This window comes from Amycolatopsis sp. 2-15 (genome assembly GCF_030285625.1).
GTDB classification, from domain to species: Bacteria; Actinomycetota; Actinomycetes; order Mycobacteriales; family Pseudonocardiaceae; genus Amycolatopsis; species Amycolatopsis carbonis.
This window is the reverse complement of sequence record NZ_CP127294.1, coordinates 1,268,805-1,292,454: the sequence shown is the minus strand read 5'-3', so window position 1 is coordinate 1,292,454 and position 23,650 is coordinate 1,268,805. Positions and strand designations below refer to the sequence as shown.

Here is a 23,650-nt window from a genome sequence, read left to right as displayed (position 1 = left end):
TCGAGCCGGAGGTAAGTTCGTGATGTCCGATTCTCGCCAGGCCCCGTCGCAAGTGGGGCAATACCTCGACCGCGCAAGAGTGGGGCGGCCGCATCTGAAGCAGCTCGCGCTGCTCGGCGGAGGCGGCTTCTTCGACGCCTTCGACATCTACCTGTCGGGCTCGGTGCTGGCCGCCATGCTGGCCACGAAGTTCTCGACGGTGGGCCAGAACGCACTGCTGCTCTCGGCGACGTCGTTCGGCCTGCTGATCGGGACCTTGGTCGCCGGCTACCTCGGCGACCGGTTCGGGCGCCGGTCGACCTACCTGTACTCCCTGGCGCTCTACAGCTTGGCCACGCTGCTCACCGCGATCGCGCCCAGCCACGGGCTGATCACGGTGCTGCGGGTCGCCACCGGCCTCGGGCTCGGCGCGGTGCTGATCACGGGCTACGGCACGTGGAACGAGTTCGTGCCCAACCACCGGCGAGCTTCGTGGGCCGGCGTGCTCGCGATGGTCGTGAACCTCGCGCTGCCGGCCTCGGCGATCGCCGGGCTGCTGGTGATCCCGTCGCTGGGCTGGCGTGCGATGTTCGTGGTGTGCGGTGTGCCCGCGGTGCTGATCTGGGTGCTGCAGCTGAAGTTCCTCGACGAGTCGCCCCGGTGGCTCGAGTCCCGGGGCCGCCACGAAGAGGCTTACCGGATCGCCCGCAAGTACAACCCCGACATGCCCGAGCACCCACCGGCCGACTTCGTGCCCCCGGCCGTGGTGTCGGCGCGGCCCGACTTCCGCGCCCTGTTCCGGAAGCCGCTGGGCCGGATCACGGCGGCGTGCATCCTGATCGCCGTCTGCAACCAGATCGCGTTCTACACGTTCCAGTCGTGGGTGCCGACCTACCTCGTCGGCCAGGGGCTTTCGGTGGAGAAGAGCCTCGGCATCACGGTGTTCATGCAGCTCGGCGCCGTGCCCGGCTGCCTGATCGGCGGGCTCATCGGTGACCGGCTCGGCCGCAAGTGGATCAACGCCGTGTTGTTCGTCCTCATGGGACTGGTCGGGATCTGGTACGGCTACTCGCATTCGACGACCGAGCTGATCATCTCGGGCATCGTCTGGGTGTTCCTCGCGAGTTTCGCGATCTCCGTGCAGATCGCGAGCTACATCCCCGAGCTGTTCCCGACCCAGCTGCGCATGCAGGGCTCGGCGCTGGCCAACGCCTGTGCGCGCGGTGCCGTGATCGTCACGCCGTTCCTGGTCAGCTCCACCTTCGCGAGCGCCGGCGTGCAGGGTGTGTTCTTCGGCGTGCTCGGGGTCTGCCTGATCGGCGCGATCGCCGTCGTGGTGCTGGCACCGGAAACCCGGCGGCGCAGCCTCGAGGACATCGCGCAGTCCGCCGTCGGCCGGGTGGCCGAAGCAGAACTGGAAAGGAAGATGTCGTGACCCGTCTGGCCCAGACCGCCGGCCTGTCCGATGTGCAGTCGGAGATTCTCGCGACGGTGCGTTCGTTCGTGGACAAGGAGGTGATTCCGCGTGCGCAGGAGTTGGAGCACGCGGACGTCTATCCGGTGGAGATCGTCGAGGGGATGAAGGCGCTGGGCTTGTTCGGGCTCACGATTCCCGAGGAGTACGGGGGTCTTGGTGAGTCGCTGCTGACGTATGCGTTGGTGGTGGAGGAGATCGCGCGGGGCTGGATGAGTGTGTCGGGTGTGATCAATACGCATTTCATCGTGGCGCACATGATTTCCCGGTATGGCACCGAAGAGCAGAAGCGGTATTTTCTGCCGCGGATGGCGACGGGGGAGGTGCGGGGTGCGTTTTCGATGTCGGAGCCGGATCTGGGTTCCGATGTCGCGGCGATCAAGACCCGTGCCCGTCGTGATGGTGAGGGTTATGTGATTGATGGCGCGAAGATGTGGCTGACCAACGGTGGCACGTCGAACCTCATCGCGTTGTTGGTGAGGACTGATGAGGGTGCGGAGAAGCCGCATCAGAACCTGACGGCGTTTCTGGTGGAGAAGCCTGAGGGGTATGGCGAGGTGGCGCCGGGTCTGACGATCCCGGGGAAGATCGAGAAGATGGGGTACAAGGGGGTCGATACGACGGAGGCGGTGTTCGACGGTTTCCGTATCGGTGCCGATCGGGTGCTTGGTGGTGCGCCGGGCGGGGGTTTCTCGTTCATGATGGACGGTGTCGAGGTCGGGCGGGTGAATGTGGCGGCGCGGGCGTGTGGGATCGCGATCCGGGCGTTTGAGCTGGCGGTGGAGTATGCGCAGCAGCGGCGGACGTTCGGGAAGCCGATCGCGCAGCATCAGGCGATCGCGTTCAAGCTGGCGGAGATGGCGACGAAGGTCGAGGCCGCGCACCTGATGATGGTGAACGCCGCGCGGTTGAAGGATTCCGGTGCCCGCAACGATGTCGGGGCGGGGATGGCGAAGTTGCTCGCGTCGGAGTTTTGCGCCGAGGTGACGCAGGACGCGTTCCGCATCCACGGCGGTTATGGCTATTCGAAGGAGTTCGAGATCGAGCGGTTGATGCGGGAGGCGCCGTTCCTGCTGATCGGTGAGGGCACCAGCGAGATCCAGAAGACGATCATCAGCCGCGGCCTGCTGCGCGAGTACAAGTCGAAATCCTGAGCGACCGTGCCTGGCATCCGCCGGTGGCCGAAGCGCGTGACCACCGGCGGCGCGCTACCCCTGCACGGAGCCCGACGCCGACCACCCCGAGGAATCCACGGTGGAGTACTCCTCGCCCTGACCGTCGAGGCGGCGCATGCGGCGAGAGGCACGTTCGGTGAGAACAGCGTCGTCCAGCGGCGGGACGAACGCGTTGTCCACCACCGTGTATTCGGCGGCGAGACGGGCGATCGGGGCGATGGCGCCGAAGTCGATGCGGCCGTTGATGTACAGATCGTCGCGGACGTAGAAGCTCACGACTTCGCCCCAGACGATGTGGTGGAGGCCGTCCGGAGCGGAGAAGGTCTGGTCCACTTTGCACTCGAGCGCGACGGGCGCGTCCTTGATGCGTGGGGGTTTCACCAGCGACGAAGCCACCTTCTCGACGCCCACCGCGTCGAACTCGTCGACGTCCGGCTCGTACTCCACGGCGCTGCGGTGCAGAGCGAACGCCTGCGGCAGCGTGGCCATGTTGGTGACGAACTCGCCGGTGTCGCGGATGTTGACGAAGCTGTCCTTGAGGGTCGCGCCGTCGGATTTCGGCTGGATGGACAGGGAAACCTTCGGCGGTTTGCGTCCGACACAGGTGAAGAACGACACGGGCGCCAGGTTGCCGACGCCGGACGTCGACTCCGTGCTGATCCACGCGATAGGGCGCGGAATGATGCTGCCGATGAGGAGTTTGTAGGCGGATTTCGCGTCGAGTCCGGCGGATTCGATGTTCATGCGTCACTCCCCAGCAGTGCCACGGCGCCGTACCAGACGGGGCCCGGGTTGAGCCGGTCCGGGTGCAGGCGCAGGATTTCGTCGTAGAACTCGCGTGCGGTCGGCTTTCCGTCGAGCAGGCGGATCACGTCGAGCAGGTAGGCGCGCGTCTGATCGATGGTCAGCGGGTCGTCGGGCAGCGCCTTGTTCTTGTGGCCCGCGACGACCGTGCGCGGCTGCAGCGCCTCGATCCGGTCGAGCGCGCGAAGCCATTCCTGCAGGCCGCCGGCGCCGCCTTCGAGGATGTACTGGTGGATTCCGTTGTAGACGGTGTCGCCGGCGACGACGAGGCCGAGGTCCGGCACGTGCAGCACGGACGTGGCGTCGGTGTCCGTGTGGCCGACGTCCACCGCGCGCAGCACGTGGCCCTCCAGCAGGAAACCCTCGTCGGGGATCGGCTCGGCCAGCACGGGTGACGGCGGGATGCGGCCGGGGAAGTCGAGGTCCCACATCTGCGCGCGGCCTTCGGTGGCCTGCTGGTGCATCACCTCGATCGTGCCGGGGGTGGCGTAGACCTGAGCGCCGGGGAACCGCTTGAGCAGCTCGGCGGTGCCGAACCAGTGGTCGCCGTGGCCGTGGGTGGCGAAGATGGCGCGCAACTGCTTGCCGCTGCGGGCGACCCAGTCGGCGACCTCGCGGATCTGGAAGTCGAGGAACGGCGGGTCCACGAGCACCGCGTCCTCGTCCCCGGTCACGAGCGTGGTCGACACCGGGGAGGAGATGATCGGCTCGCCCGTCGGGAGCGTCTGGCCGCGTTCGCGTCTCGCGCCGGCGGTGACCAGGACGTCGTAGGACAGGGTGGTCATGAGGTTCGCCTCTCAACATAGCCATAGCTCAGTTAGTTCTGTCTGAGACCAGTATGCGTCCAGGTGGACACGTCGGCATAATGGAGTGACTGAGGTAACTGGCGGCGTCAATGACATACCCCATTGAAAGACAGTTATGTCTTCGACTCGCGGAAGGAACCCGGTTTGCCGGCCGCGAGCTACGACGTTTTCCTCGCCGAGCAGCTGCCCACCACCGTCGCGGACCTGCCGCCCGACCTCGACCGGCGGATGTGGTCGCCCATCTCGGCGACGCTGGTGCAGGGCGAGCGCGACGCCGTGCTCGTCGACCCGCTGATGACCGTCGACCAAGCCGACGCCCTGGTCGAGTGGGTAGCCGCCAAGGGCAAGCGGCTCACGGCCGTCTACGTGACGCACGGCCACGGCGACCACTGGTTCGGGCTCGCCGCGGTACTGCGGCGGTTCCCCTTGGCGCGGGCGCTGGCGTTGCCCGCCGCGGTGGAGCACATGCGTGAGCAGGCCGCGGTCGCGAGCTCATTCTGGGAACCCCGGTTCCCCGGGCAGATCCCGGCCGACCTGGTGCTCGCGTCGCCGCTGGCCGGCGACACCTTCGAGCTCGCGGGCCACGTGCTGCGCGCCGTGCCGCTGGGTCACACCGACACCACGTGCCTGCACGTGCCCGACCTGGACCTCGTGATCGCCGGCGACGCTGCGTACGAGGCGATGGGTGCCCTCCACTCCGGACGCATCAACCGTGGCGCGCTCTGGGGTTCCGCCCGGTCGGCGAAGGGCTGAACGGTCTACAAAGGACGATCAGTGCCGCGTGACCTCCGCCAGCTCGAACTCCATCAAGCCGAGCGAGACGAACGGCAGCTGGGCGAGCTTGGCTTCGGCGTCTTCGCGTGAGGCGGCTTCGACGACGTTGACCACACCCGGGCCGGGCTGCAGGAAGAAGACTGCCTGGATGAAGCCCTCGGCGCGCAGGCGGTCGAACACGCGGACCTCTTCGGGCATGTGGGCGGCGGTGTCTTCGGGGCGGAGGATCCGGCCCGTCGCGAGGAAGTGCATGGGTTTCTCCTGGTCAGTGCTCGGACTTGCGGGCGCGGTGGCTCGCGACGTTGGCGCGGTTGCCGCAGAGTTCGTAGGAGTGCCAGCGGCGCGTGTGGCTGCGCGTGGTGTCTACAGGCATACGACCACATGATGACGGGCCACGCCCGGTTCCGGGTCGTGCTCGACCACGCCGCTTGACCGGCTGGTCGGGAGATCCCGGGGACGCCGGAGATTCCCGACCAGCGGTGCGGGCCGGCGGAGTGACCCGCACGGACCCGGCGTCGGCCGAGCGCCGGACCGCGCTGCCGCGCCGGTTGGATGCGACATCTGGGGACGCCCGGGGTTTCGGCCGGCGGAACGACCTGCGCGGGTGTGGTGCCGGGGAGCACCAGACGCGCCGCACAGCCCGCCGGCCGGGAAAGTCTGGGTACGCCAGGGGTTTCCCGGTCGGCGGCGTGGCAAGCCCTCGCGTGATGCGGGTCGGTGGTGGCCGTGACGTTGTCGGGTCGCTCCGCAGGTGCGACCGACCGTCGACCATCACCCGGCCCGCGAACCCGGTTCTCCGGCGGACTGCAACGAACCCCGTTCACACCCCGGTTCGCACGAACTCGTGGCCGGACATGTCCTCCAGGGTCACCGCGGCGACTTCCGAGGCGGGCATGCTGGCGGAGCCGTACAGCTCGGCGCCGTCGCCCGTGGCCGACGTCCAGAACCGCCAGCCGCCGGTGAGTTGGCGGGTGCCGTCCTTGCCGAGGACGACCAGGCGGCACTGGGTGCCGTTCGGGAGGCCGCGGACGTGGGCTTCCACGCGGACCCAGCCGCGGGCGGGGGTGACGGCGGCGGAGAGGTGGGTGGGGCCGGCGGAACCGGTCAGCATCATCGGGTCGGGCCGGGGCGCGACGGCCAGGTCCGGGTCGGGGGCGGCGGCGGGGAGCAGGGGCGGCGCGGTGCCGGTGTGGCCGAGCAGCGCGCCGAGGCCGAGCGCGGCGGCCGCCACGGCCACGGCGGCCGTGGCGGCCAGCGTTCTGCCGCGCCGGCGCGCGCCCGACGCTTCGGAGCGCACCTGTCGCAACGTGCGTTGCAGCAGCAGGTCCGCGTCGTCGGGTGGGCCGTCGAGGAGCAGTTCGGGCGGGATCGCCTCGAGGAACTCCTGCATCTCGCGCACTGATGCCACCTCCTTCCGGCAGTGCTCGCAGGTCAGCGCATGGGCGTGGTCGAGCGGGTCGTGGGTCACGCGGCACCCACCGGCTGCCGGTCGCCGAACGATTCGCGCAGCAGGCGCAGGGCGCGGTGCGAGCGGGACTTCACCGTGCCCGCCGGGATGCCCAGCTGCGCCGCGGCTTCCGGCACCGTGTGGCCGCGCAGGTACACCTGCTCCAGCACCTCACGGTGTTCGGGCGACAGGCCGTCGAGCGCCTCGCGCACCACGATCGAGTCGACCACCGCCGAGGAGTGGTCACGTGCGACCGGCACGGTCGTCGGCGATTCGGCGACCTCCGTGGGCCGGGCGGCGCGCGCCCGGACCTTGTCGACGACGAGGTTGCGCACCACCGTGAGCAGCCACGCCCGCACGGAACCCTTGCCGTTGACCAGGCTGTCCGGGTTGCGCCACGCGCGGACCAGCGCCTCCTGCACCACGTCCTCCGCCGCCGCGCGGTCGCCGAGCAGCCGCGTGGCGTAGCCGAGCATCGCCTTGCCGTGTTCGGCGAACAACGTCCGCACGAGTGCCTCGTCGGCCACCTGCCGGCGGGCTCGCATCCCGGTCATCCGTCACCACCCTCTCGTCCGATGCTCTGAAAACGGACGCCGACCTGGGGTTGGTTCACCGATCGCGAAGATTTCTACCCGTCGTCCGGTGAGCGCACCGGCTTCACGTCAACCACGGGGGTCCCGTCGATCGCTTCGAGGTGCGACACGAGCACCCGCAACCCGTCGACCTCGACGATCTCCACGCGGTGGAGCCCGATCGGATTCGGCCGCGCGGGCGAGCGCGTGCTGAACACCCCGGCCATCGCGCGCGTCGGATGCTGCGCGGGCGCACGGACAGCACCGAGCGGTCGGCCAGGTGCAGCCAGGTGAACACGAGCACCTGCTGGCCGGCTCGCAAATCGCGCAAGCCTTCGGCAAATGACGACGAAAACACGAGCCACGCCGAAGGCGCGCCCTCATCAGGTTGTTTCGGCGCCCCGTCAAGATCCTTCAACGAGGATTCGACACGGGCAATCGGCTGGAGCTCGAAGTGGGTCATGCCTGGGAAGCTACCGCCGCCATCCGACGACAACCGGCCCCGAAGCCGAACTGGACCAAGGTTGTCCACAACACTGAACGGCTGTGGACAACCTTGGGAACCCGGTGGTGACGGGGATGAGCGCGCCATCGCCGGGGGGTCGAAACGGTCAGACAGCCGCCGGCTCGGCGGGGATTTCTTCGATCTGCTCAGGCGCCGGCCGCGTTTCCTCCACCGGACGACGCCGGGTGCGGTTCAGTAGCAGCCGCGTCACATCGGGCCGCGAGTAGTGCCCGACGGGGTCCGCCGCCGCCTTCGCGAGCGGGATCGCCGAAAGATCGATGTCCGCGTACAGAATGCCTTCCTCGTCCTCCGTCAGCGGCTCGGCGAGCGGGCTGCCGTCCGGGCCGAAGATGCGCGCGAACCCGCCGCCGCGCTGCAGCAGCTGCTCCTTCATCGGGGTGTCGCAGAACAGCTCCATCCCGGCGTCGCCCACGAGCGCGCACGGAGCGATCACGAAACACTGCCCCTCCACCGCGTACATGCGCGAAGCCGACGTGTTCACCTCCGCCCCGAGCGCGTACGCCGCTCCCTTGTAGACGGAGAAGCTCGGCCACGAAGCGACGTGCACCTGCTCGTCCATGCCGTACATCGCGTACTTCGTGAGCGGCTGCAGGTGCTCCCAGCAGCACAGCGCGCCGACGCGGCCGATGCCGGCGACGTCGTGCACCACCAGGTCGGAGCCGTCGCCCTCGCCGTACACCGTGCGCTCCACGAACGTCGGCTTCAGCTTGCGACGCGCGCCCACCAGCTCACCTTCGGCGGAGATCGTCGCCTGCGCCATGTACAGGCTGCCGCCCGACTGCTCGGAAAAGCCCATCACCACGTTGATCCCGTGCCGGCGGGCGCCGTCGAGCAGCCGCTGGAAGCGCGGGCTGTCGAGGCTGATCGAGTTCTCGTGGTAGCGGCCCACGAACTGCATGCCCCACGCGGGCGAGTCGAGCCACAGCCACCACGGGTACCCCGGGACGAATGTCTCCGGGAACGTGATCAGACCGGCGCCGTTGCGCGAGGCCTCGGCCATGAGTGCGATCGACTTGTCGATGGTCGCGTCGGCGTCCAGCCACACCGGCTCCGCCTGCACGGCCGCCGCCTTGAAAGAGCCCGAGTAGGTGATCACGCGCTGTCCTTCCCTTCGCCTGCCGGTTCGGCCGAAGGTAGGAGCCCCCGAACCCAGTGGCTTGCCTCACAGCGCACCGGGGGTTGACGGAGAGCGCACGCCTGGTGTGTCGCGCCCGGATCTGCGCATACTTGCTGCTCAGGTGGTGGTGCGATGAGCATGGTGCTGACAACCGACACGCAGCCGGAGGCCGAACGCGTGGCCTTCTGGCACGAGGTCGTGTGCCGTTCGTTCGTGCCGCTGACCGTCGCCACTCCCGACGCCGAAGCGTTCTCCGGCTCCGTTGCCAACGACCGGCTCGGTCGCCTCCAACTCTCCACCGTGCACGCCGCCGCGCAGCGCGTCCGCCGGACGCCGCGGCTCGTGGCCGAGGCCGGCGACGAGTTCGTGCTCCTCGGGTTGCAGACGCTTGGCCCCGGCGTGGTCACCCAAGGCGGCCGCCGCGCCGTGATCCGCCCCGGCGACCTGGTGTTCTACGACGCCGCGCGCCCCTACGAGCTGTGGTTCCCCGGCGAGTTCGAGATGAAGGTCTTCATGGTGCCGCGCCGGTTCCTCGGCGTCGCAGACGCGGACCTGCACCGCGTCACGGCCACCACGCTGCGCCCCGACGCCGGCGTGCCTGCGCTCGCCTCGCCGTTCCTGGCGCGGCTCAACGCGGCCGAAGGCGCGGCGGGCGAACGGCTGGCCGCGTCGGCGTTGAACCTGCTCGAATCGCTGGTCCTCGACGGTGCCGAGGCGCCCGAGCCGACGCTGCTGCTGCGGATCCGCGCCTTCATCGCCGACCACCTCGGCGAGCCCGACCTGTCGCCGGCGACGATCGCTGCCGCACACCGGATTTCCGTGCGCTACCTGCACAAGCTCTTCTCGGCCGACGGCGTGTCCGTCGTGCGGTGGATCCAGCAGCAGCGGCTGGCCGAATCGCGCCGCGACCTGGGCGGCACCAGCGCGACCGTCGCCGCCATCGCCCACCGTTGGGGCTTCTCGGACGCGGCGCACTTCAGCCGTTCGTTCAAGGCGGCCTACGGGGTTTCACCACGGGAGTGGCGCATCACTTCCGCTCCCGGCCGGGGTGGCGCAGACTGAGCCGATGGCGCTCGGGCGCTTCGCGGTGCGGGTCGACGGAGTGGTGCAGGGCGTGGGGTTTCGGCCCTTCGTCCACGGGCTCGCGCGACGGCTCGGGCTCACCGGCTTCGTGGGCAACGACAGCCGTGGAGTGTTTGTCGAGGTCGAGGGCGCTTCGGACGACCTGAACGCCTTCGTGTCGGCGCTGCGGGCCGAGGCGCCGCCGTTGGCTGTGGTCGACGACGTGCGCGTGACCCGCGTGCCGGCCACCGGAGCAAGCGGCTTCGAGATCGTCGCCAGCCCGGCCGGCGGCGAGGCGGCGACGCTGGTGTCCGCGGACAGCGCGACCTGCGCGGACTGCCTGGCCGAACTGCGGGATCCGGGGGATCGGCGATACCGGTATCCGTTCGTCAACTGCACCAATTGCGGGCCGCGGTTCACGATCGTGCGCGGCGTGCCCTACGACCGGCCGTTGACGACGATGGCCGGGTTCGCGTTGTGCGCGGATTGCCGGCAGGAGTACGAAGATCCGGGTGACCGGAGGTTCCACGCACAGCCGGTGTGCTGCCCGGTTTGCGGGCCACGGCTGGTATTCTCGGGTGGCGGGGAGCCGATCGAGTCCACTGTGGACGCAATCGGGGCGGGCGCCGTGGTCGCGGTGAAGGGACTCGGCGGTTACCACCTCGCCGTGGACGCGGCCGACGAGCCGGCCGTGGCCGCGCTGCGCGGCAGGAAACACCGCGAGGACAAGCCGTTCGCCGTGATGGTCCCCGATCTCGCGGCGGCGCGAGCGATCGCGGAGGTCGACGACGTCTCCGCGGCCGTGCTGACCGGGCACCGGCGGCCGATCGTGCTGCTCCCGCGCGTCGCGAACGGACCGCTCGCGCCCTCGGTGGCGCCCGGCAACCGGCGGATCGGGGTCATGCTGCCGTACACGCCGCTGCACCACCTGCTGCTCTGCGATCTCGGCCGGCCGATCGTGCTGACCAGCGCGAACGTGTCCGACGAGCCCATCGTCTACCGCGACGAAGACGCCTTCGCGCGGCTGTCCGGGATCGCCGACGCGTTCCTCACGCACGACCGGGCCATCCACACCCGGACCGACGACTCCGTGGTGCGGGTGTGGCGCGACCGGGTGCAGCTGCAACGCCGTTCGCGTGGTTACGTGCCGGAGCCCGTGACGCTGCGTTCAAGGCTCACCGAGCACATCCTGGGCTGCGGCGCGGAGCTGAAGAACACGTTCTGCCTGGCCAAGGACACCCACGCCTTCCTCTCCCACCACATCGGTGACCTCGACAACTACGAGACGTTCAAGGCCTACGAGACCGGCATCGCGCACTTCCGCGAGCTGTTCGACGTCACGCCGACAGTCGTCGCCCACGACCTGCACCCCGAGTACCTGTCCACGAAACACGCGCTGGACCTCGAAGACGTCGAGCTCGTCGGCGTGCAGCACCACCACGCCCACATCGCCTCCTGCCTGGCCGACAACGGCGAAGCCGGCCCCGTCCTCGGCGTCGCGTTCGACGGCACCGGCTACGGAACCGACGGCACCCTCTGGGGCGGCGAGTTCCTGAACGCCGACCTCACCGGTTTCGAACGCCTGGCCCACCTCGCGCCGATCCGGCTGCCCGGCGGCGCCACGGCCATCCGCCAGCCCTGGCGCATGGCCGCCGCCTACCTCGATGCCGCGAACATCCGGTCGACAGCACTCCGCGCCCGTCACGAAGACCAGTGGGACGGCGTCCTCCACCTCGCCCGCACCGGCCTCGCTTCGCCGCTCACGTCCAGCGCCGGCCGGCTGTTCGACGCCGTCGCCGCCGTGCTCGGCGTCCGCGACGAGATCAACTACGAAGGCCAGGCCGCCGTTGAGCTGGAGCAACTCGCCGATCCGGCAGAACGCGCTGCTTACCGCTGCGAGCAGACCCCGACGGAAGTGTCCGGTGTGGACTTGCTCCGTGCCGTGGTCGAGGACCTCGACCACGGCACCCCACGCCCGGTCGTCGCCGCCCGCTTCCACAACGGCGTCGCCGAAGCCATCACCGAAACCTGCACCCGCCTGCGCGACACGACAGCGCTCACGACCGTCGTCCTGTCCGGCGGTGTCTTCCAGAACCTCCTGCTTCTGGAAAGAACCGCAGAGTCCTTGGCGCACCAGGGTTTCCGCGTCCTCACGCATTCCCGCGTGCCGACCAACGACGGCGGCATCAGCCTCGGTCAGGTCGCCGTCGCAGCCAGCCGTACCACTCGTCCAGGCCGTCACCCCGGGTCGCGCTGATCTCCACCACGCGCGCGTCCGGGTTGACGTGCCGCAGGTCGTGCAGGAACTCCGGCACCGAGAACGACACATACGGCAGCAGGTCGACCTTGTTGAGCAGCACCAGATCCGTCGACGCGAACATGTGCGGGTACTTCAGCGGCTTGCCCGGCCCTTCGGTCACGGACATGATCACCACCCGCGCCGCCTCGCCGAGGTCGAACAACGCGGGGCACACGAGGTTCCCGACGTTCTCCACGAACAGCACCGAACCCCGCGCCGGCGCCAGCGTGTCGAGCGCGCGCGAGAGCATCGTCGCGTCGAGGTGGCAGCCGGCGCCGGTGTTGATCTGCACGACGGGCGCGCCCGAAGCCTTGATGCGATCGGCGTCCAGCAGCGTTTCCTGATCACCTTCGACGACCGCGAGCGGCACCGACGCACCCAGCGCGTGCACAGTCTGTTCCAACAACGTCGTCTTGCCCGCCCCCGGTGAGCTCATCAGGTTGACCGCGAACACGCCCAGGTCGCGCAGCCGCGAGCGGTTGTGCCCGGCCAGGTGGTCGTTCTTGGCCAGCACGTCCTGCTCCAGCACCACCGTGTGAGAGCCCTCGGCGTGCGAATGATCATCGGCGTGGGAATGGACCGCCGCGTCATCCGAACAACCACACGTCGCACACACCTCAAACCACCTCCACGGACTTGATGCGCAGCTGCCGCCCCGCCAGCACCTCGACGTTCGCGCTGCCGCACGCACACAGCAGGATCGGGTCGTCGATCCCGAACTCCGCCCCGCAGTCACGGCACGCGGCCCGCCCGGGCGGCTCGTCGATCTCCAATTCCGCGCCCTGCAGCGACGTGCCGGCGCACACCACGTCGAAACAGAACCGCACGCTGTCCGGCACCACGCCGGACAGCCGCCCGATTTCCAGCCGTACGCTGCGCACCTCCGCGTCGCCGAGCCGCGAGACGATCGCGTCGACGACGCTCTGCGTGATCGACATCTCGTGCACTAGCAGATCCTCGGCAGCGGGTCGCCCACCAGCATGTCCACGATCCGCGTGCCGCCGAACGCGGTGTTCAGCAGCACCAGCCCCGGCGGGTCGTCGGCCACGCGGCCGATCACCGCCGCCTCCGCACCGAGCGGGTGCGACCGCAGCGCCGCCAGCGCGTCGTCGACCTGGGCGCCGTCGACGAACGCCACGATCCGGCCCTCGCACGCCACGTACAGCGGGTCGATGCCGAGCAGCTCCGACGCACCGCGCACCTCGTCGCGCACGGGCACGGCGTTCTCGTCGACGATCACCGAAACCTCGGCGGCCTTGGCGACCTCGTTGAGGATCGTCGCCACCCCGCCGCGGGTCGCGTCCCGCATCGCGCGCACGCCGGGCACCGCCGCGAGCAGCCCCGCCACCAGCCTGTGGACGGGCGCGGTGTCGGACTCGATGTCGGCGTCGATGTCCAGCTCGCCGCGCGCCAGCATGATCGTGACGCCGTGGTCGCCGATCGGCCCCGACACCAGCACCGCGTCGCCCGGCCGGACCGAGGCGACCCCCAGCCCCGAGCGGATCGAGACGCCGATGCCGGCCGTGTTGATATACACGCCGTCGCCCTTGCCGCGCTGCACGACCTTCGTGTCCCCGGTGACGATCTGCACGTCGGCCGCGAGCGCCGCCGCCTTCATCGAGTCGACGATCTTCAGCAGGTCCTCGACCGGGAAGCCTTCTTCGAGGATGAACCCGGCCGTGAGGTAGAGCGGCCGCGCGCCGGACACGGCGAGATCGTTGACCGTGCCGTTCACGGCCAGGTCGCCGATGTCGCCGCCGGGGAAGAACAGCGGCGACACCACGAACGAGTCCGTGGTGAGCGCCAGCTGCGCCCCGCCGATGGCGAGCGCGGCCGCGTCCTCCATCGGCTCCAGCAGCGGGTTGCGGAACGCGTCGAGGAACACCGCCTCGATCAGCGTGTGCGTCGCCTTGCCGCCCGAGCCGTGGGACAGGGTGATGCGCTCCTCGCGCACCTTCGCGCGCCGCCGCCGGGCGCGTTCGATGCGGTCGAGCACCTGCTGCTCGCGTTCCGTGGTGGTCATGCGTGGCTCGCCTCCCGCACGCGCTTGCGGCTGAACCGGCCGAAGTTGTAGTACGCCGCACACGCGCCTTCGGGCGAGACCATGCAGGTGCCGATGGGCGTCTCCGGCGTGCACGCCGTGCCGAACACCTTGCACTCCCACGGCTTCAGCACCCCCTTGAGCACCTCACCGCACTGGCACGCCTTGGGATCCGCCACGCGCACGCCCGGCACGTCGAAGAGGCGCTCGGCGTCGAACGCGGCGTACTTCTCCCGCACGCGCATCGCCGAGTGCGAGATGAACCCGAGGCCGCGCCACTCGAAGTACGGCCGCAGCTCCATCACCTCGTTGATCACCTTGAGCGCCACGAGGTTGCCGTCCCACGGCACCACGCGCGAGTACTGGTTCTCCACCTCGGCGCGGCCTTCGGACAGCTGCACCATCAACAGGTAGATCGACTGCAGGATGTCCAGCGGCTCGAACCCGGCGACCACCACGGGCTTGCCGTAGTCGCGCGAGATGAACTCGTACGGCCGGCAGCCGATCACCGTCGACACGTGGCCCGGGCCGAGGAACCCGTCGAGCCGCAGGTCGGGTGAGTCGAGGATGGCCTTGATGGCGGGCACGATCGTCACGTGGTTGGCGAAGATCGAGAAGTTCGGGATCCCTTCGTCGGCCGCGCGCAGCAGGGTCATCGCGGTCGACGGTGTGGTCGTCTCGAACCCGATGGCCATGAAGACCACCTGCAGGTCGGGGTTCTGCCGGGCGATCTTCAGCGAGTCGAGCGGCGAGTACACCATCCGGATGTTGGTGCCCTCGGCGTTGGAGTCGAAGAAGTTCCCGCCCGAGCCGGGCACGCGCATCATGTCGCCGAACGAGGTCATCAGCACCCCGGGCCGGCGCGCGATACTGATCGCGTCGTCGATGCGGCCCATCGGGATCACGCACACCGGGCAGCCCGGGCCGTGCACGAGCTCGACGCTCTCGGGCAGGTAGTCCTCGAGGCCGTGCTTGTAGATCGTGTGCGTGTGGCCGCCGCACACCTCCATGAACTTGTAGTGCCTGCCGGGCTCGCACAGCGCGGTGATCTTGGCGGACAACGCCCGTGCCTTGTCCGCGTCGCGGAACTCGTCGACGAACCGCATGAGCGCTCCTAATCGATTCTGGACTCGAGCAGGGCGGCCATCTCGTCCTCGTACGCCTTCCCGATGCTCTCCAGGAACTCCAGCGCCGCGGCGGCCTCCTCCTCGTCTATTTTGGACAGTGCGAACCCGACGTGGATGAGGATCCACTCACCGGGCTCGGGTGGGTCGTCGGCGAGCAGGCCGATGTTGATGGCCCGCTTCACCCCGCACACCGAGACTTTCGCGAGGTCCGGACGTTCCTCGCTGATCTCGATGATCTCGCCCGGAATGCCGAGGCACACGGCTATTTCCGGCTCATGTCGACGTAACGCTGCACGTCCGGCTTCACTTGCATGGCGATCCACGCCACCACGCCGACGAGCACGATCAGCAGCAGCCACCGCTTGAGCATGGTCAGACCTCCGTCTTGAGGGAGTCTTGCGGGAGACGCGGGGTGGTGCCCCACGCCAGTTCCTTCACCGCGCGCACGGCCGCGGGCACGGCCGCCGCGACCTCGGCGCTGAGCCCGATCCCGGACTCGACCGACTTCGGCTCACAGCCCACGATCAGCACCCGCCCCGCGTCGCCGCCGAGCAGCCGCAGCAGGCGGAACACCGCCTCGGGCTGCATGCCGTGGGCGTCGATGACGGGCGCTGCCGCCATCGCGTCGACGTCGGCCTCGATCAGCGACAACGTGCCCGGCTCGACCCCGTGCGGCGTCGCGTCGAGCAGGATCGTGGTGTCGTAACCGCCGAGCAGGTCGTAGGCCAGGTGCAGGCCGGAGACGCCGTAGTCGGCGATCTGCACCCACTCCGGCAGCTCCTCGTGTTCGAGCTGCTTGAGCACTTCGACGCCGAAGCCGTCGTCGCCGAGGAAGATGTTGCCGATCCCCGCCACCATCACCTGCGGTCTCATGTCGGCTCCAATTCGTCGGGGGAGAAGTAGCGGAAGCGGCCGTGGGCGTTCTGCAGATCGGCGCCCGGGTCGTCGTCGAGGGTCACGGCCACGTGCGTGGTCCCGTCCACATCGGACAGCACCGCGCGCACGGTGGCGACGCGGCCGGTGAGGAACATGTCCTGCGCGTCGGCGCCCCGCAGGTTCGGGTGCAGCCGCACGCGCGAGCCCGCGGCGACGCGGGTGCCGGCGACCACGACACCGTCGGTCTCCGGGGAGACGGACGCGTCGGCTCCGGGGTCCCACCAGGGCACCTCGGGGTTCGCCGGCAGGTCGGTTTCCTCCCCGGTCACCGAGCGCAGGTATCGCACGGTGCCGTGCAGCCGGTCGAGCAGCTCCTGCGGCAGGTCGTCCACGCGGTCCACCAGCGCCGCCGCCCGGGGATCCGTCGCTCGGGCCTCGCGTTTCTCCTCGTCGGTGAGCGCCATCGTGCGCAACGTGAGGATCTCGTCGATCTCCGTGCCGTCGAAGAGCTCACCGGGGCTTTCGGGGGCGATCGACGGGTCGTCGTACAGGATGATGGGGGACGCCAGCATCACCCCGCTCCGTGACGACCCGCCGATCAGCACCGGCCACACGCGCTCGTTCACACACGCCTCGACGGCCGGCTTCGCCCACTCGGGCGGGTCGAGCATCGAGAGGAAGTGGCCCGAGTCCACCGCCAGGATCACGTGCGCGGCGAGCAACGCCCTGCGCAGCGCCGATTCGCGGACGTCGTCCGACGGCCACGTACTCGTGTTGCGCAGGTCCAGTCGCAGCCGCGTGCCGCCGAAGGGGCCGTCGAGCGCGTCGAGGCGGGCCGTGAGCACGCCGGCCAGCTCGCCGGAGCGGCGTACGAGCGTGCAGTGGTCGCCCACGCACTCGCGCGTTTCGGCCGGTGGAACTGAGAATGGCAGCTCCACCGGCTGCGCGAGCAACTCGGCCACGGGGATCACGAAGGTCAGCTCGTGCTCGACGGCTTCGTCCCACGTCGTGTAGTCCTTGCCGGCCACGGTCACGGAGTCGACGAACCCGTGGCCGTCGTGCACCAGGCGTTCCTGGGCCTGCAGGAACCGCAGTGTCAGGTGCACCGAGGTGTGCTTGCGCGGCTCCAGCAGGCACTCCGTGCGCGAAGTCGCGTACTCACCGGGCTCCTGCGACGCATACGTTGGCGGCATCAGCACACCCCACTGCCAGCGCACGCGGTTCTTCCGCGCCGACGCACGGTACGGGTACAGCAGGTATCCCTCGTACAGCACGGCGTCGCCGACGGCGCGGGCCTGGTCGAACACGCTGGTCACAGGTCATCACCCGCGTTCGCCAGCAGGTGCTCCATCGCCGCGTCCCACGTCGGGATGGCGTGGCGCGACTTGTACCGCAGCAGCGCGTCGACGGTCTCGCGGTGCAGCTTCAGCCACGCGACGTTGGGGAAGTACTGGTTCATCAGCTCGTCCCACGCGGCGATCGGCATCCGGCACTCGGCTTCGGTGTGCCACGGCACGGGCTCGACCCAGAAGCCCGGGCCGCCTTTCGCGAACACCGTTCCGCTGAACAGCAGCACGAGCGGGACGACGCCGTCGGCGAGCGCGTGGAAGTACTTGCCGGCGGCCACTTCCAGGTCGTACGTGCAGGGCACCTCGAGCTGGAACTCCGTGGTGCGCGTGAAACTCGGCACCATCACCGCCACGGTCGCGAACTGGAACGGCTTCAGCGTCTCGCCCCAGCGTGAGGGGTCGCCGAACAGGTTGGTGAGCAGCTCCGACTCCCCGCTGCCGTAGTGGCGCCGCTGCGGTTCGATCCGCAGCTGCACCCGCAGCACGAGCGCGTGGATCGGCTGGGCGGTGAGCTCGGTGATCTTCATGCTGAACGCGAGCGTCGGCGACGCCGCGTACTTCACCGGGCGCACGTCCAGGCAGTCGAAGGTGAGCTCAGCCATCCGCGGCGACCTCTCCGCGGTCGCGAAGCTCGGCGAAGAAGCGGTCGATGGCTTCGTGCGCTTCGGTGCCGCCGTCGAACCCGTGCCAGTGCAGCCGGACGAGGCCGACGAGCTCGTAACACACGTCGATCGGCACGAGGAACGCCTCGAAGCCGACGTCGTGCTTGTTGACCAGCACCGCCTCGACGTCGGGGGCGACGGTGCTGAACTCGGGCTGCGCGTCCAGCAGCTCGGCCCACGTGTCGAGCGGCAGCAGCGACTCCGTCGCACCGGCGGGGCTCGGGTAGAACGCGACCGCGCGTTCCTGCACCGAGTTGTAGAACAGGAACGCCATCCGCACGGGGATCCCGGCCGTTTCCCACAGCGTCGCGCCGGCCGGGAAGCGCGCGGTGTGCCGGTACCGCGTCGGCACCGCGCGATGGCGGTGGCCACCGGCGCCGGTGTGGTTGAACAGCAGGTAGCAGCCCCGGCAGGTGCACATGATGGTGCGCGATTCGAGGTCGATCACGTGTCCGTGGCCGACGCCGATCGGCTCCGTGCACAGTTCACACCTTTCACCGGGCGCCGGTCGCTCGGCCGGCGTCAGGAACTTGCGCAGACCGCCCGTCATGCCTGCTCCACGGGGACCGGGCACTCGATCGTCTCGAGTGGCAGCAGCGGACGTCCGCCCGGGCCGGTCGGTTCGGGCACCACCCCGGCCACCACCACGTCGGTGAGCTCCGGCGCGGCCTCGCGCACCACGCGTTCGATGGCCATCTTCGCCGTGACGGTGGAGGACGGGCAGCCGTCGCACGTGCCCTGCAGCTGCAGCCGCAGCACGCCTTCGGTGTCGATGCCGACGATGTCGACGTCTCCGGAGTGCGAGCCCAGGTACGGCCGCACTTCGTCGAGCGCCTCGGTCACCCGGTCCAAAGTGGACTTCGGATGCAGGTCGTGGAGGACCAGCAGCCCGCGCACATGGTCGTCGCCGGCGAGGCGCTCCAGCAGCACCTCGCCGGCGACGTCCTCTCGCAGGACGGACACGATGGTCGTCAGGCCGGCGCCGTAGAACTCGAGCAGCGTGTGGACGAGGTCCTCAGCCCTGTCCGCCACGGTGCTGCCCGCCTCCGCCGCGAGCTCACCGAGGAGCTGCTCGATACGTTCGCCGACCTGGCCGATATCGCGGTCCGTCATGGTTTCAGAACACCTCTCCGCCGAACGCGTGGGGGGTGTGGATCCGGTCGAGCGTCTTGCCCTTGCCGGTGTACATGTGCACGCCGCAGGGCAGGCAGGGGTCGAAGCTGCGCACGGTGCGCATGATGTCGATGCCCTTGAAGTTCTCCTGTGTGTTCTCCTCGAAGATCGGCGTGTTCTGCACCGCGTCCTCATACGGACCCGGCGTGCCGAAGGAGTCGCGCACGCTGCCGTTCCACGGCGTCGGCGGGTACGGGTGGTAGTTCGCGATCTTGCCGCCCTTGATCACCATGTGGTGCGAAAGGACCCCGCGCACCGCTTCGGTGAACCCGCACGACACGCCTTCCTCGGGCACCTTGAACGGCTCCCACGTCTTCGTGTTGCCGCTGCGGACCTCGCCGAGTGCACGTTCCGCGAAGTGCAGCGCGAGGCCGGCCGCATACGCCTGGAAGTACGTGCGGGCGCGGTTGCGTTCGAGCGCGTTGCTCCACTTCGGGATCTTCCACTCGAAGTTGACCTCGGGTTTCGTGGCCGTGCGCGGCAGGTTGATCACCACGCTGTGCCCGGTGGACTTCACGTAGTCGGTGTCCACGAGGCCGGCCAGCGCGGTGACCCACAGCCGGGCGATCGGGCCGCCGCCGGTGTCGAGCGCGAGGTGGTCGGTGCCGTCGAACCAGCGCGGCGACATCGTCCACGAGTACTTGTCGTCGAAGTCGCGTTTCTGCGGCCGCGGGATCGTGTGCTGGTTCCACGGGTGGCGCGAGTCCACGGGGTTGCCCAGCGGGTCGTGCGTCACGAACTTGTCCATGCCCTCCCAGTCCTCGTAGAAGGACGAGCCGAGCAGGATCCGGATGCCGAGGTTGATGTCGAGCAGGCTCGTGGTGACCAGCTTGCCGTCGACGACCACGCCGGGCGTCACGAACATCTTGCGGCCCCAGGACTCCATGTTCTCGTAGGTGAAGTCGCAGTACTCCGGGTTGTTCAGGCTGCCCCAGCAGCCGAGCAGGATGCGCCGGCGGCCGACCTCTTCGTAGCCGGGGATGGCTTCGTAGAAGAAGTCGAACAGATCGTCGTGCATCGGCAGGCAGCGCTTCATGAACTCGACGTAGCGCATCAGCCGGGTGAGGTAGTCGGTGAACAGCTGCACCGTCGCGATCGTCCCGACGCCGCCCGGGTACAAAGTGGACGGGTGGACGTGGCGGCCTTCCATGAGGCAGAACATCTCGCGCGTAGACCGGCTGACCTGCAGGGCTTCGCGGTAGAACTCGCCTTCCAACGGGTTGAGCGAGCGCATGATGTCGCCGATGGTCTTGTACCCGTGGTCACCGGCGTGCGGCGCCTCGGTGCGGTTGGCCAGCTCCAGCACGCCGGGGTTGGTCTCGGCCACCATCTTCTCGCAGTAGTCGACGCCGACCAGGTTCTCCTGGAAGATGTTGTGGTCGAACATGTACTCGGCGGCCTCGCCGAGGTTGATGATCCACTCGCCGAGGTGCGGCGGGCGCACACCGTAGGCCATGTTCTGGTTGTAGACCGAGCACGTGGCGTGGTTGTCGCCGCAGATCCCGCAGATGCGGCTGGTGATGAAGTGCGCGTCGCGCGGGTCCTTGCCCTTCATGAAGATGCTGTATCCGCGGAAGACCGACGAAGTGCTGTGGCACTCCACGACCTTCTTGGCCGCCCAGTCGATCTTCGTGTAGATCCCGAGGCTGCCCACGATGCGCGTGATCGGGTCCCAGGCCATCTCGACGAGGTCGGTTTTTCCCTTGGTGCTGACGCCCTTGTCGCTTTCCGTTCGCGTCATTTCCCCAGTCCTTTCAGCGCCAGGAGGAGCGGTAGCCGGTCTCGAGCTGCTTGCCCTTGTGGCGCCACTTGGGCTCCAGGTCGGCCTTGCGTTCGGTGAACTTCCGCAGCCGCCTGATCACCGAGCCATACGCACCGCTGGCCATCGAGGAGACGTGGGCGCCGGGCGGCTCGTCCATGAACGGCATGAACTTGTCGGGGAAACCCGGCATGGTGCAGCCGATGCAGATGCCGCCGACGTTCGGGCAGCCGCCCACGCCGTTGATCCAGCCGCGCTTGGGCACGTTGCACTTCACGACCGGGCCCCAGCAGCCGAGCTTCACCAGGCACTTCGGCGAGTCGTACTCTTCGGCGAACTGGCCCTGCTCGTAGTAGCCGGCCCGGTCGCACCCCTCGTGGACAGTCGCGCCGAAGAGCCACTGTGGACGGAGGTGGTCGTCGAGCGGGATCATCGGCGCGTGGCCGGCCGCCTGGTAGAGCAGGTAGGTGAGTGTCTCGGAGAAGTTGTCCGGGTGCGTCGGGCAGCCGGGGATGCAGACGATCGGTAGGCCGGCGCTCGACTTCCAGTCCCAGCCGAGGTAGTCGGGCACGCCCATCGCACCGGTCGGGTTGCCCTCCATCGCGTGGATGCCGCCGTACGCGGCGCAGGTGCCGGCCGCGACCACGGCCAGCGCCTTGGGTGCCAGGCGGTCGAGCCACTCGCTCGTGGTCATCGGCTGGCCCGTCTCCGGGTTGTTGCCGAAGCCGCACCAGTAGCCCTCGGCTTTGATGGCCTCGTTCGGGATCGAGCCCTCGACGACCAGCACGAACGGCTCCAGTTCGCCGCGGTCGGCCTTGTAGAACCACTCGATGAACGTGTCGGCGCCCTTGTCCGGACCGCTCTCGAAGTCGATCAGCGGCCAATGCACCTGGACCTTCGGCAGGCCGGGCAGCGCGCCGAGCACGATCTCCTCGATGCTCGGCTGCGTGGCGGCGGTCAGCGCGACCGAATCGCCGTCGCAGGACAGTCCGGCGTTGATCCACAGGATGTGGATGGGCGTCTCTTCTTCTCGGGCATGGGTCACGGCTGTTCACCCTCGAGGTCGTCGAGCGCACCGAGGGTGAGTTCCCACAGTGCGTGGTAAAGGGTCGTCTGGGCTTCTTGGATGCGGTGCACGGAAGGCGACGGCACGACGAAGAGGTGGTCGATGCTGCTGAGCTCGGCCATCTTGCCGCCGTCGTACCCGGCGATGCCGACGGTGACGAGGCCGCGGCGCGCGGCCTCGTCGAAGGCGGCCAGCAGGTTCGCCGAGTTGCCGCTGGTCGACAGGCCCACGGCGATGTCGCCGCGGCGGCCGAACGCGCCGACCTGCCGGGAGAACACGACGTCGAACCCGATGTCGTTGGACAGGGCGGTGACCACGGCGATGTCGTTGGTGAGGCCGAAGGCGGGCAGGGGCCTGGCGTTGCCGTCCGGGCTGTCGGGGCTGAGGAACAGGCTCGCGAGGTCCTGCGCGTCGGTGGAGCTGCCGCCATTGCCGAAGGCCAGCAGCCGGCCACCGCCGGCGAACGCCTGCGCGAGGTCGCGCGCACACGCGGCGAGGCGCTCGCCGTCGGATTCGAGAACCTGGCGGCGCAGCGCGACGATCTCGCGCGCTTTCTCCACAGTGGACTGCCGGACCTGGGTCAGGACCGCGTCGAGGTCACTCGTACCCGAGTACAGAAACGGGTACAGCTCCTCGAGACCACTCGCGCCCACGGAATCCATGGCCGCTCAGCTCCCTCGGCTACTCGGAAATTTCCAGACGTGCGATGGCTTCGCCGGCGTGGACGAGGATTCGGTCGCCGACACTGGCTGCCACCAGCGCAACGCTGACTTCTTCCCTGCCCTGGCCGGTGTCCACGACTGCGAACCCGAGGTCCAGGAGTTCGATGACGGTCACCTCGACCGCCGTATCTGAACAGGTGATGCACACCCCGTCGTGACAGGCGGGGGCCGGTGCTCTGTCGGCGTCACGGGCGTTCACGACGCCACCTCCGGCGTGAGAACACCGGGTTGTTCGAAGAACACGTGCACGAGTTCCCACAGAACGTGGTAAGTCGTGACGTGGATTTCCTTGACCACGCGGGGGTCGTCGGAGCGCGCGTGCAGCACGTGGTCGGCGGTGATGGTGCCCGGGCCGGTCCCACCGGTGAGCGCGATGGTGAGCATCCCCAGGTCACGCGCGGCTTCGAGGCCGCGCCGGATGTTGGCGCACTCGCCATCGGAGGAGATGCCGAGCGCGATGTCCTGCGGCTCGGCGAGGAACTCGATCTGGTACGCGAAGATCTCTTGCAACCCGTTGCGGTTCGCGACGCTGGTAAGCGTGGCGACGTCGGCCGTCAGCGAAATCGCCGGCAGCGCCCGCTTCCCCACGATCACGGGGTGCACGAACTCCACGGCCACGTGCTGCGCGTCGGTGCCCGCGCCCCCGTTGCCGAACACCACGAGCTTCCCGCCGCGGTGGAACCGCCGCGCCATCCCGTGACACGCCTGGGCCACCGCCTCCGCCTGCCCGCCCAGCTCTCCACCCGGCACGACGCGGCGCTCGAACAGCGCCGCCACCGCACCGGGAGAAGTACTCGGAGAGCCGACCATGGCGGCACTTCCCTGCGCTCGGTGGTGGGA

General features: G+C 69.1%; 28 protein-coding genes. 5 read left to right on the top strand and 23 right to left on the bottom strand.

What is annotated here, in order from left to right; genetic code table 11:
• Nucleotides 1–79 precede the first annotated feature (79 nt).
• A complete protein-coding gene (locus tag QRX50_RS06420) occupies nucleotides 80–1,414 on the top strand; it encodes an MFS transporter (RefSeq protein WP_285971041.1) in 1,335 nt (444 codons plus the stop codon).
• The gene (locus QRX50_RS06415; protein ID WP_285971040.1) at nucleotides 1,411–2,607 is read left to right on the top strand and encodes an acyl-CoA dehydrogenase family protein; all 1,197 of its coding nucleotides are present in this window, start codon (nucleotides 1,411–1,413) and stop codon (nucleotides 2,605–2,607) included. The genes QRX50_RS06420 and QRX50_RS06415 overlap by 4 nt, the downstream gene beginning before the upstream one ends.
• A gap of 54 nt (nucleotides 2,608–2,661) precedes the next feature.
• On the opposite strand, the gene QRX50_RS06410 is transcribed toward QRX50_RS06415, so the two are convergent.
• Nucleotides 2,662–3,372, bottom strand: coding sequence for a flavin reductase family protein (locus QRX50_RS06410; RefSeq protein WP_285971039.1), 711 nt, complete (start codon nucleotides 3,370–3,372; stop codon nucleotides 2,662–2,664).
• The gene (locus QRX50_RS06405; protein ID WP_285971038.1) at nucleotides 3,369–4,217 is read right to left on the bottom strand and encodes an MBL fold metallo-hydrolase; all 849 of its coding nucleotides are present in this window, start codon (nucleotides 4,215–4,217) and stop codon (nucleotides 3,369–3,371) included. The genes QRX50_RS06410 and QRX50_RS06405 overlap by 4 nt, the downstream gene beginning before the upstream one ends.
• A gap of 165 nt (nucleotides 4,218–4,382) precedes the next feature.
• Here QRX50_RS06405 and QRX50_RS06400 point away from each other — a divergent pair, with 165 nt between their 5' ends.
• The gene (locus QRX50_RS06400) at nucleotides 4,383–4,991 is read left to right on the top strand and encodes an MBL fold metallo-hydrolase (RefSeq protein ID WP_285971037.1); all 609 of its coding nucleotides are present in this window, start codon (nucleotides 4,383–4,385) and stop codon (nucleotides 4,989–4,991) included.
• A gap of 18 nt (nucleotides 4,992–5,009) precedes the next feature.
• Here QRX50_RS06400 and QRX50_RS06395 read toward each other — a convergent pair whose 3' ends face one another.
• The 6 genes from QRX50_RS06395 to QRX50_RS06370 all read right to left on the bottom strand — a co-directional run bounded on the left by QRX50_RS06395 (nucleotide 5,010) and on the right by QRX50_RS06370 (nucleotide 8,653).
• A complete protein-coding gene (locus QRX50_RS06395) occupies nucleotides 5,010–5,264 on the bottom strand; it encodes a YciI family protein (protein ID WP_285971036.1) in 255 nt (84 codons plus the stop codon).
• Nucleotides 5,265–5,277: 13 nt separating this feature from the next.
• On the bottom strand, nucleotides 5,278–5,385 hold the full coding sequence (locus QRX50_RS06390; RefSeq protein WP_285971035.1) for a CGNR zinc finger domain-containing protein: 108 nt from the start codon (nucleotides 5,383–5,385) through the stop codon (nucleotides 5,278–5,280).
• Nucleotides 5,386–5,832: 447 nt separating this feature from the next.
• The gene (locus QRX50_RS06385) at nucleotides 5,833–6,480 is read right to left on the bottom strand and encodes a hypothetical protein (protein WP_285971034.1); all 648 of its coding nucleotides are present in this window, start codon (nucleotides 6,478–6,480) and stop codon (nucleotides 5,833–5,835) included.
• Nucleotides 6,477–7,013 carry a sigma-70 family RNA polymerase sigma factor gene (locus tag QRX50_RS06380; RefSeq protein ID WP_285971033.1) on the bottom strand — a complete coding sequence of 179 codons (537 nt, stop codon included), beginning with the start codon at nucleotides 7,011–7,013 and terminating at the stop codon, nucleotides 6,477–6,479. The genes QRX50_RS06385 and QRX50_RS06380 overlap by 4 nt, the downstream gene beginning before the upstream one ends.
• A 74-nt stretch (nucleotides 7,014–7,087) precedes the next feature.
• The gene (locus tag QRX50_RS06375) at nucleotides 7,088–7,258 is read right to left on the bottom strand and encodes a TrmO family methyltransferase domain-containing protein (protein WP_285971032.1); all 171 of its coding nucleotides are present in this window, start codon (nucleotides 7,256–7,258) and stop codon (nucleotides 7,088–7,090) included.
• Between the two features lie 384 nt (nucleotides 7,259–7,642).
• Complete coding sequence (locus QRX50_RS06370) at nucleotides 7,643–8,653, bottom strand: carbon-nitrogen hydrolase family protein (protein ID WP_285971031.1); 1,011 nt, start codon at nucleotides 8,651–8,653, stop codon at nucleotides 7,643–7,645.
• Nucleotides 8,654–8,806: 153 nt separating this feature from the next.
• Here QRX50_RS06370 and QRX50_RS06365 point away from each other — a divergent pair, with 153 nt between their 5' ends.
• Together QRX50_RS06365 and hypF are read left to right on the top strand one after the other, a co-directional pair.
• Entirely contained in the window at nucleotides 8,807–9,736 is a 930-nt protein-coding gene (locus QRX50_RS06365) for an AraC-like ligand-binding domain-containing protein (protein ID WP_285971030.1), read from the top strand.
• Nucleotides 9,737–9,740: 4 nt separating this feature from the next.
• Nucleotides 9,741–11,993, top strand: coding sequence for a carbamoyltransferase HypF (gene hypF, locus QRX50_RS06360; RefSeq protein WP_285971029.1), 2,253 nt, complete (start codon nucleotides 9,741–9,743; stop codon nucleotides 11,991–11,993).
• Here the strand turns inward: hypF and hypB are convergent.
• The 15 genes from hypB to QRX50_RS06285 all read right to left on the bottom strand — a co-directional run bounded on the left by hypB (nucleotide 11,923) and on the right by QRX50_RS06285 (nucleotide 23,620).
• A complete protein-coding gene (gene hypB, locus QRX50_RS06355) occupies nucleotides 11,923–12,651 on the bottom strand; it encodes a hydrogenase nickel incorporation protein HypB (RefSeq protein WP_434533243.1) in 729 nt (242 codons plus the stop codon). The two genes, hypF and hypB, sit on opposite strands and share 71 nt — an antisense overlap.
• Nucleotide 12,652: 1 nt before the next feature.
• Nucleotides 12,653–12,982, bottom strand: a complete 330-nt coding sequence (locus QRX50_RS06350; RefSeq protein ID WP_285971027.1) for a hydrogenase maturation nickel metallochaperone HypA/HybF — start codon at nucleotides 12,980–12,982, stop codon at nucleotides 12,653–12,655.
• On the bottom strand, nucleotides 12,982–14,058 hold the full coding sequence (gene hypE / locus QRX50_RS06345; protein WP_285971026.1) for a hydrogenase expression/formation protein HypE: 1,077 nt from the start codon (nucleotides 14,056–14,058) through the stop codon (nucleotides 12,982–12,984). Before hypE ends, QRX50_RS06350 begins: the two co-directional genes overlap by 1 nt.
• Entirely contained in the window at nucleotides 14,055–15,182 is a 1,128-nt protein-coding gene (gene hypD / locus QRX50_RS06340; protein ID WP_285971025.1) for a hydrogenase formation protein HypD, read from the bottom strand. The genes hypE and hypD overlap by 4 nt, the downstream gene beginning before the upstream one ends.
• Nucleotides 15,183–15,190: 8 nt before the next feature.
• Nucleotides 15,191–15,463, bottom strand: a complete 273-nt coding sequence (locus QRX50_RS06335; protein ID WP_220245723.1) for a HypC/HybG/HupF family hydrogenase formation chaperone — start codon at nucleotides 15,461–15,463, stop codon at nucleotides 15,191–15,193.
• A 112-nt stretch (nucleotides 15,464–15,575) separates the two neighbouring features.
• The gene (locus QRX50_RS06330; RefSeq protein WP_285971024.1) at nucleotides 15,576–16,076 is read right to left on the bottom strand and encodes a hydrogenase maturation protease; all 501 of its coding nucleotides are present in this window, start codon (nucleotides 16,074–16,076) and stop codon (nucleotides 15,576–15,578) included.
• Nucleotides 16,073–17,395: a hypothetical protein gene (locus tag QRX50_RS06325; RefSeq protein ID WP_285971023.1), complete on the bottom strand. Its 1,323-nt coding sequence runs from the start codon at nucleotides 17,393–17,395 to the stop codon at nucleotides 16,073–16,075. The genes QRX50_RS06330 and QRX50_RS06325 overlap by 4 nt, the downstream gene beginning before the upstream one ends.
• Complete coding sequence (locus tag QRX50_RS06320; RefSeq protein WP_285971022.1) at nucleotides 17,392–18,030, bottom strand: DUF6084 family protein; 639 nt, start codon at nucleotides 18,028–18,030, stop codon at nucleotides 17,392–17,394. Before QRX50_RS06320 ends, QRX50_RS06325 begins: the two co-directional genes overlap by 4 nt.
• Nucleotides 18,023–18,640 (bottom strand): DUF5947 family protein, encoded by a 618-nt coding sequence (locus QRX50_RS06315; RefSeq protein WP_285971021.1) that lies wholly within the window; start codon nucleotides 18,638–18,640, stop codon nucleotides 18,023–18,025. The genes QRX50_RS06320 and QRX50_RS06315 overlap by 8 nt, the downstream gene beginning before the upstream one ends.
• On the bottom strand, nucleotides 18,637–19,203 hold the full coding sequence (locus tag QRX50_RS06310; protein WP_285971020.1) for a NifU family protein: 567 nt from the start codon (nucleotides 19,201–19,203) through the stop codon (nucleotides 18,637–18,639). The genes QRX50_RS06315 and QRX50_RS06310 overlap by 4 nt, the downstream gene beginning before the upstream one ends.
• A 4-nt stretch (nucleotides 19,204–19,207) precedes the next feature.
• A complete protein-coding gene (locus QRX50_RS06305; protein ID WP_285971019.1) occupies nucleotides 19,208–21,004 on the bottom strand; it encodes a nickel-dependent hydrogenase large subunit in 1,797 nt (598 codons plus the stop codon).
• A gap of 13 nt (nucleotides 21,005–21,017) precedes the next feature.
• Complete coding sequence (locus tag QRX50_RS06300; protein WP_285971018.1) at nucleotides 21,018–22,067, bottom strand: NADH-quinone oxidoreductase subunit B family protein; 1,050 nt, start codon at nucleotides 22,065–22,067, stop codon at nucleotides 21,018–21,020.
• Nucleotides 22,064–22,750, bottom strand: coding sequence for a D-sedoheptulose-7-phosphate isomerase (locus tag QRX50_RS06295; RefSeq protein ID WP_285971017.1), 687 nt, complete (start codon nucleotides 22,748–22,750; stop codon nucleotides 22,064–22,066). Before QRX50_RS06295 ends, QRX50_RS06300 begins: the two co-directional genes overlap by 4 nt.
• Before the next feature lie 19 nt (nucleotides 22,751–22,769).
• Nucleotides 22,770–22,958, bottom strand: coding sequence for a HypC/HybG/HupF family hydrogenase formation chaperone (locus QRX50_RS06290; protein ID WP_434533322.1), 189 nt, complete (start codon nucleotides 22,956–22,958; stop codon nucleotides 22,770–22,772).
• A gap of 47 nt (nucleotides 22,959–23,005) precedes the next feature.
• Nucleotides 23,006–23,620, bottom strand: coding sequence for a D-sedoheptulose-7-phosphate isomerase (locus tag QRX50_RS06285; protein WP_285971015.1), 615 nt, complete (start codon nucleotides 23,618–23,620; stop codon nucleotides 23,006–23,008).
• Between the last annotated feature and the right edge of the window lie 30 nt (nucleotides 23,621–23,650).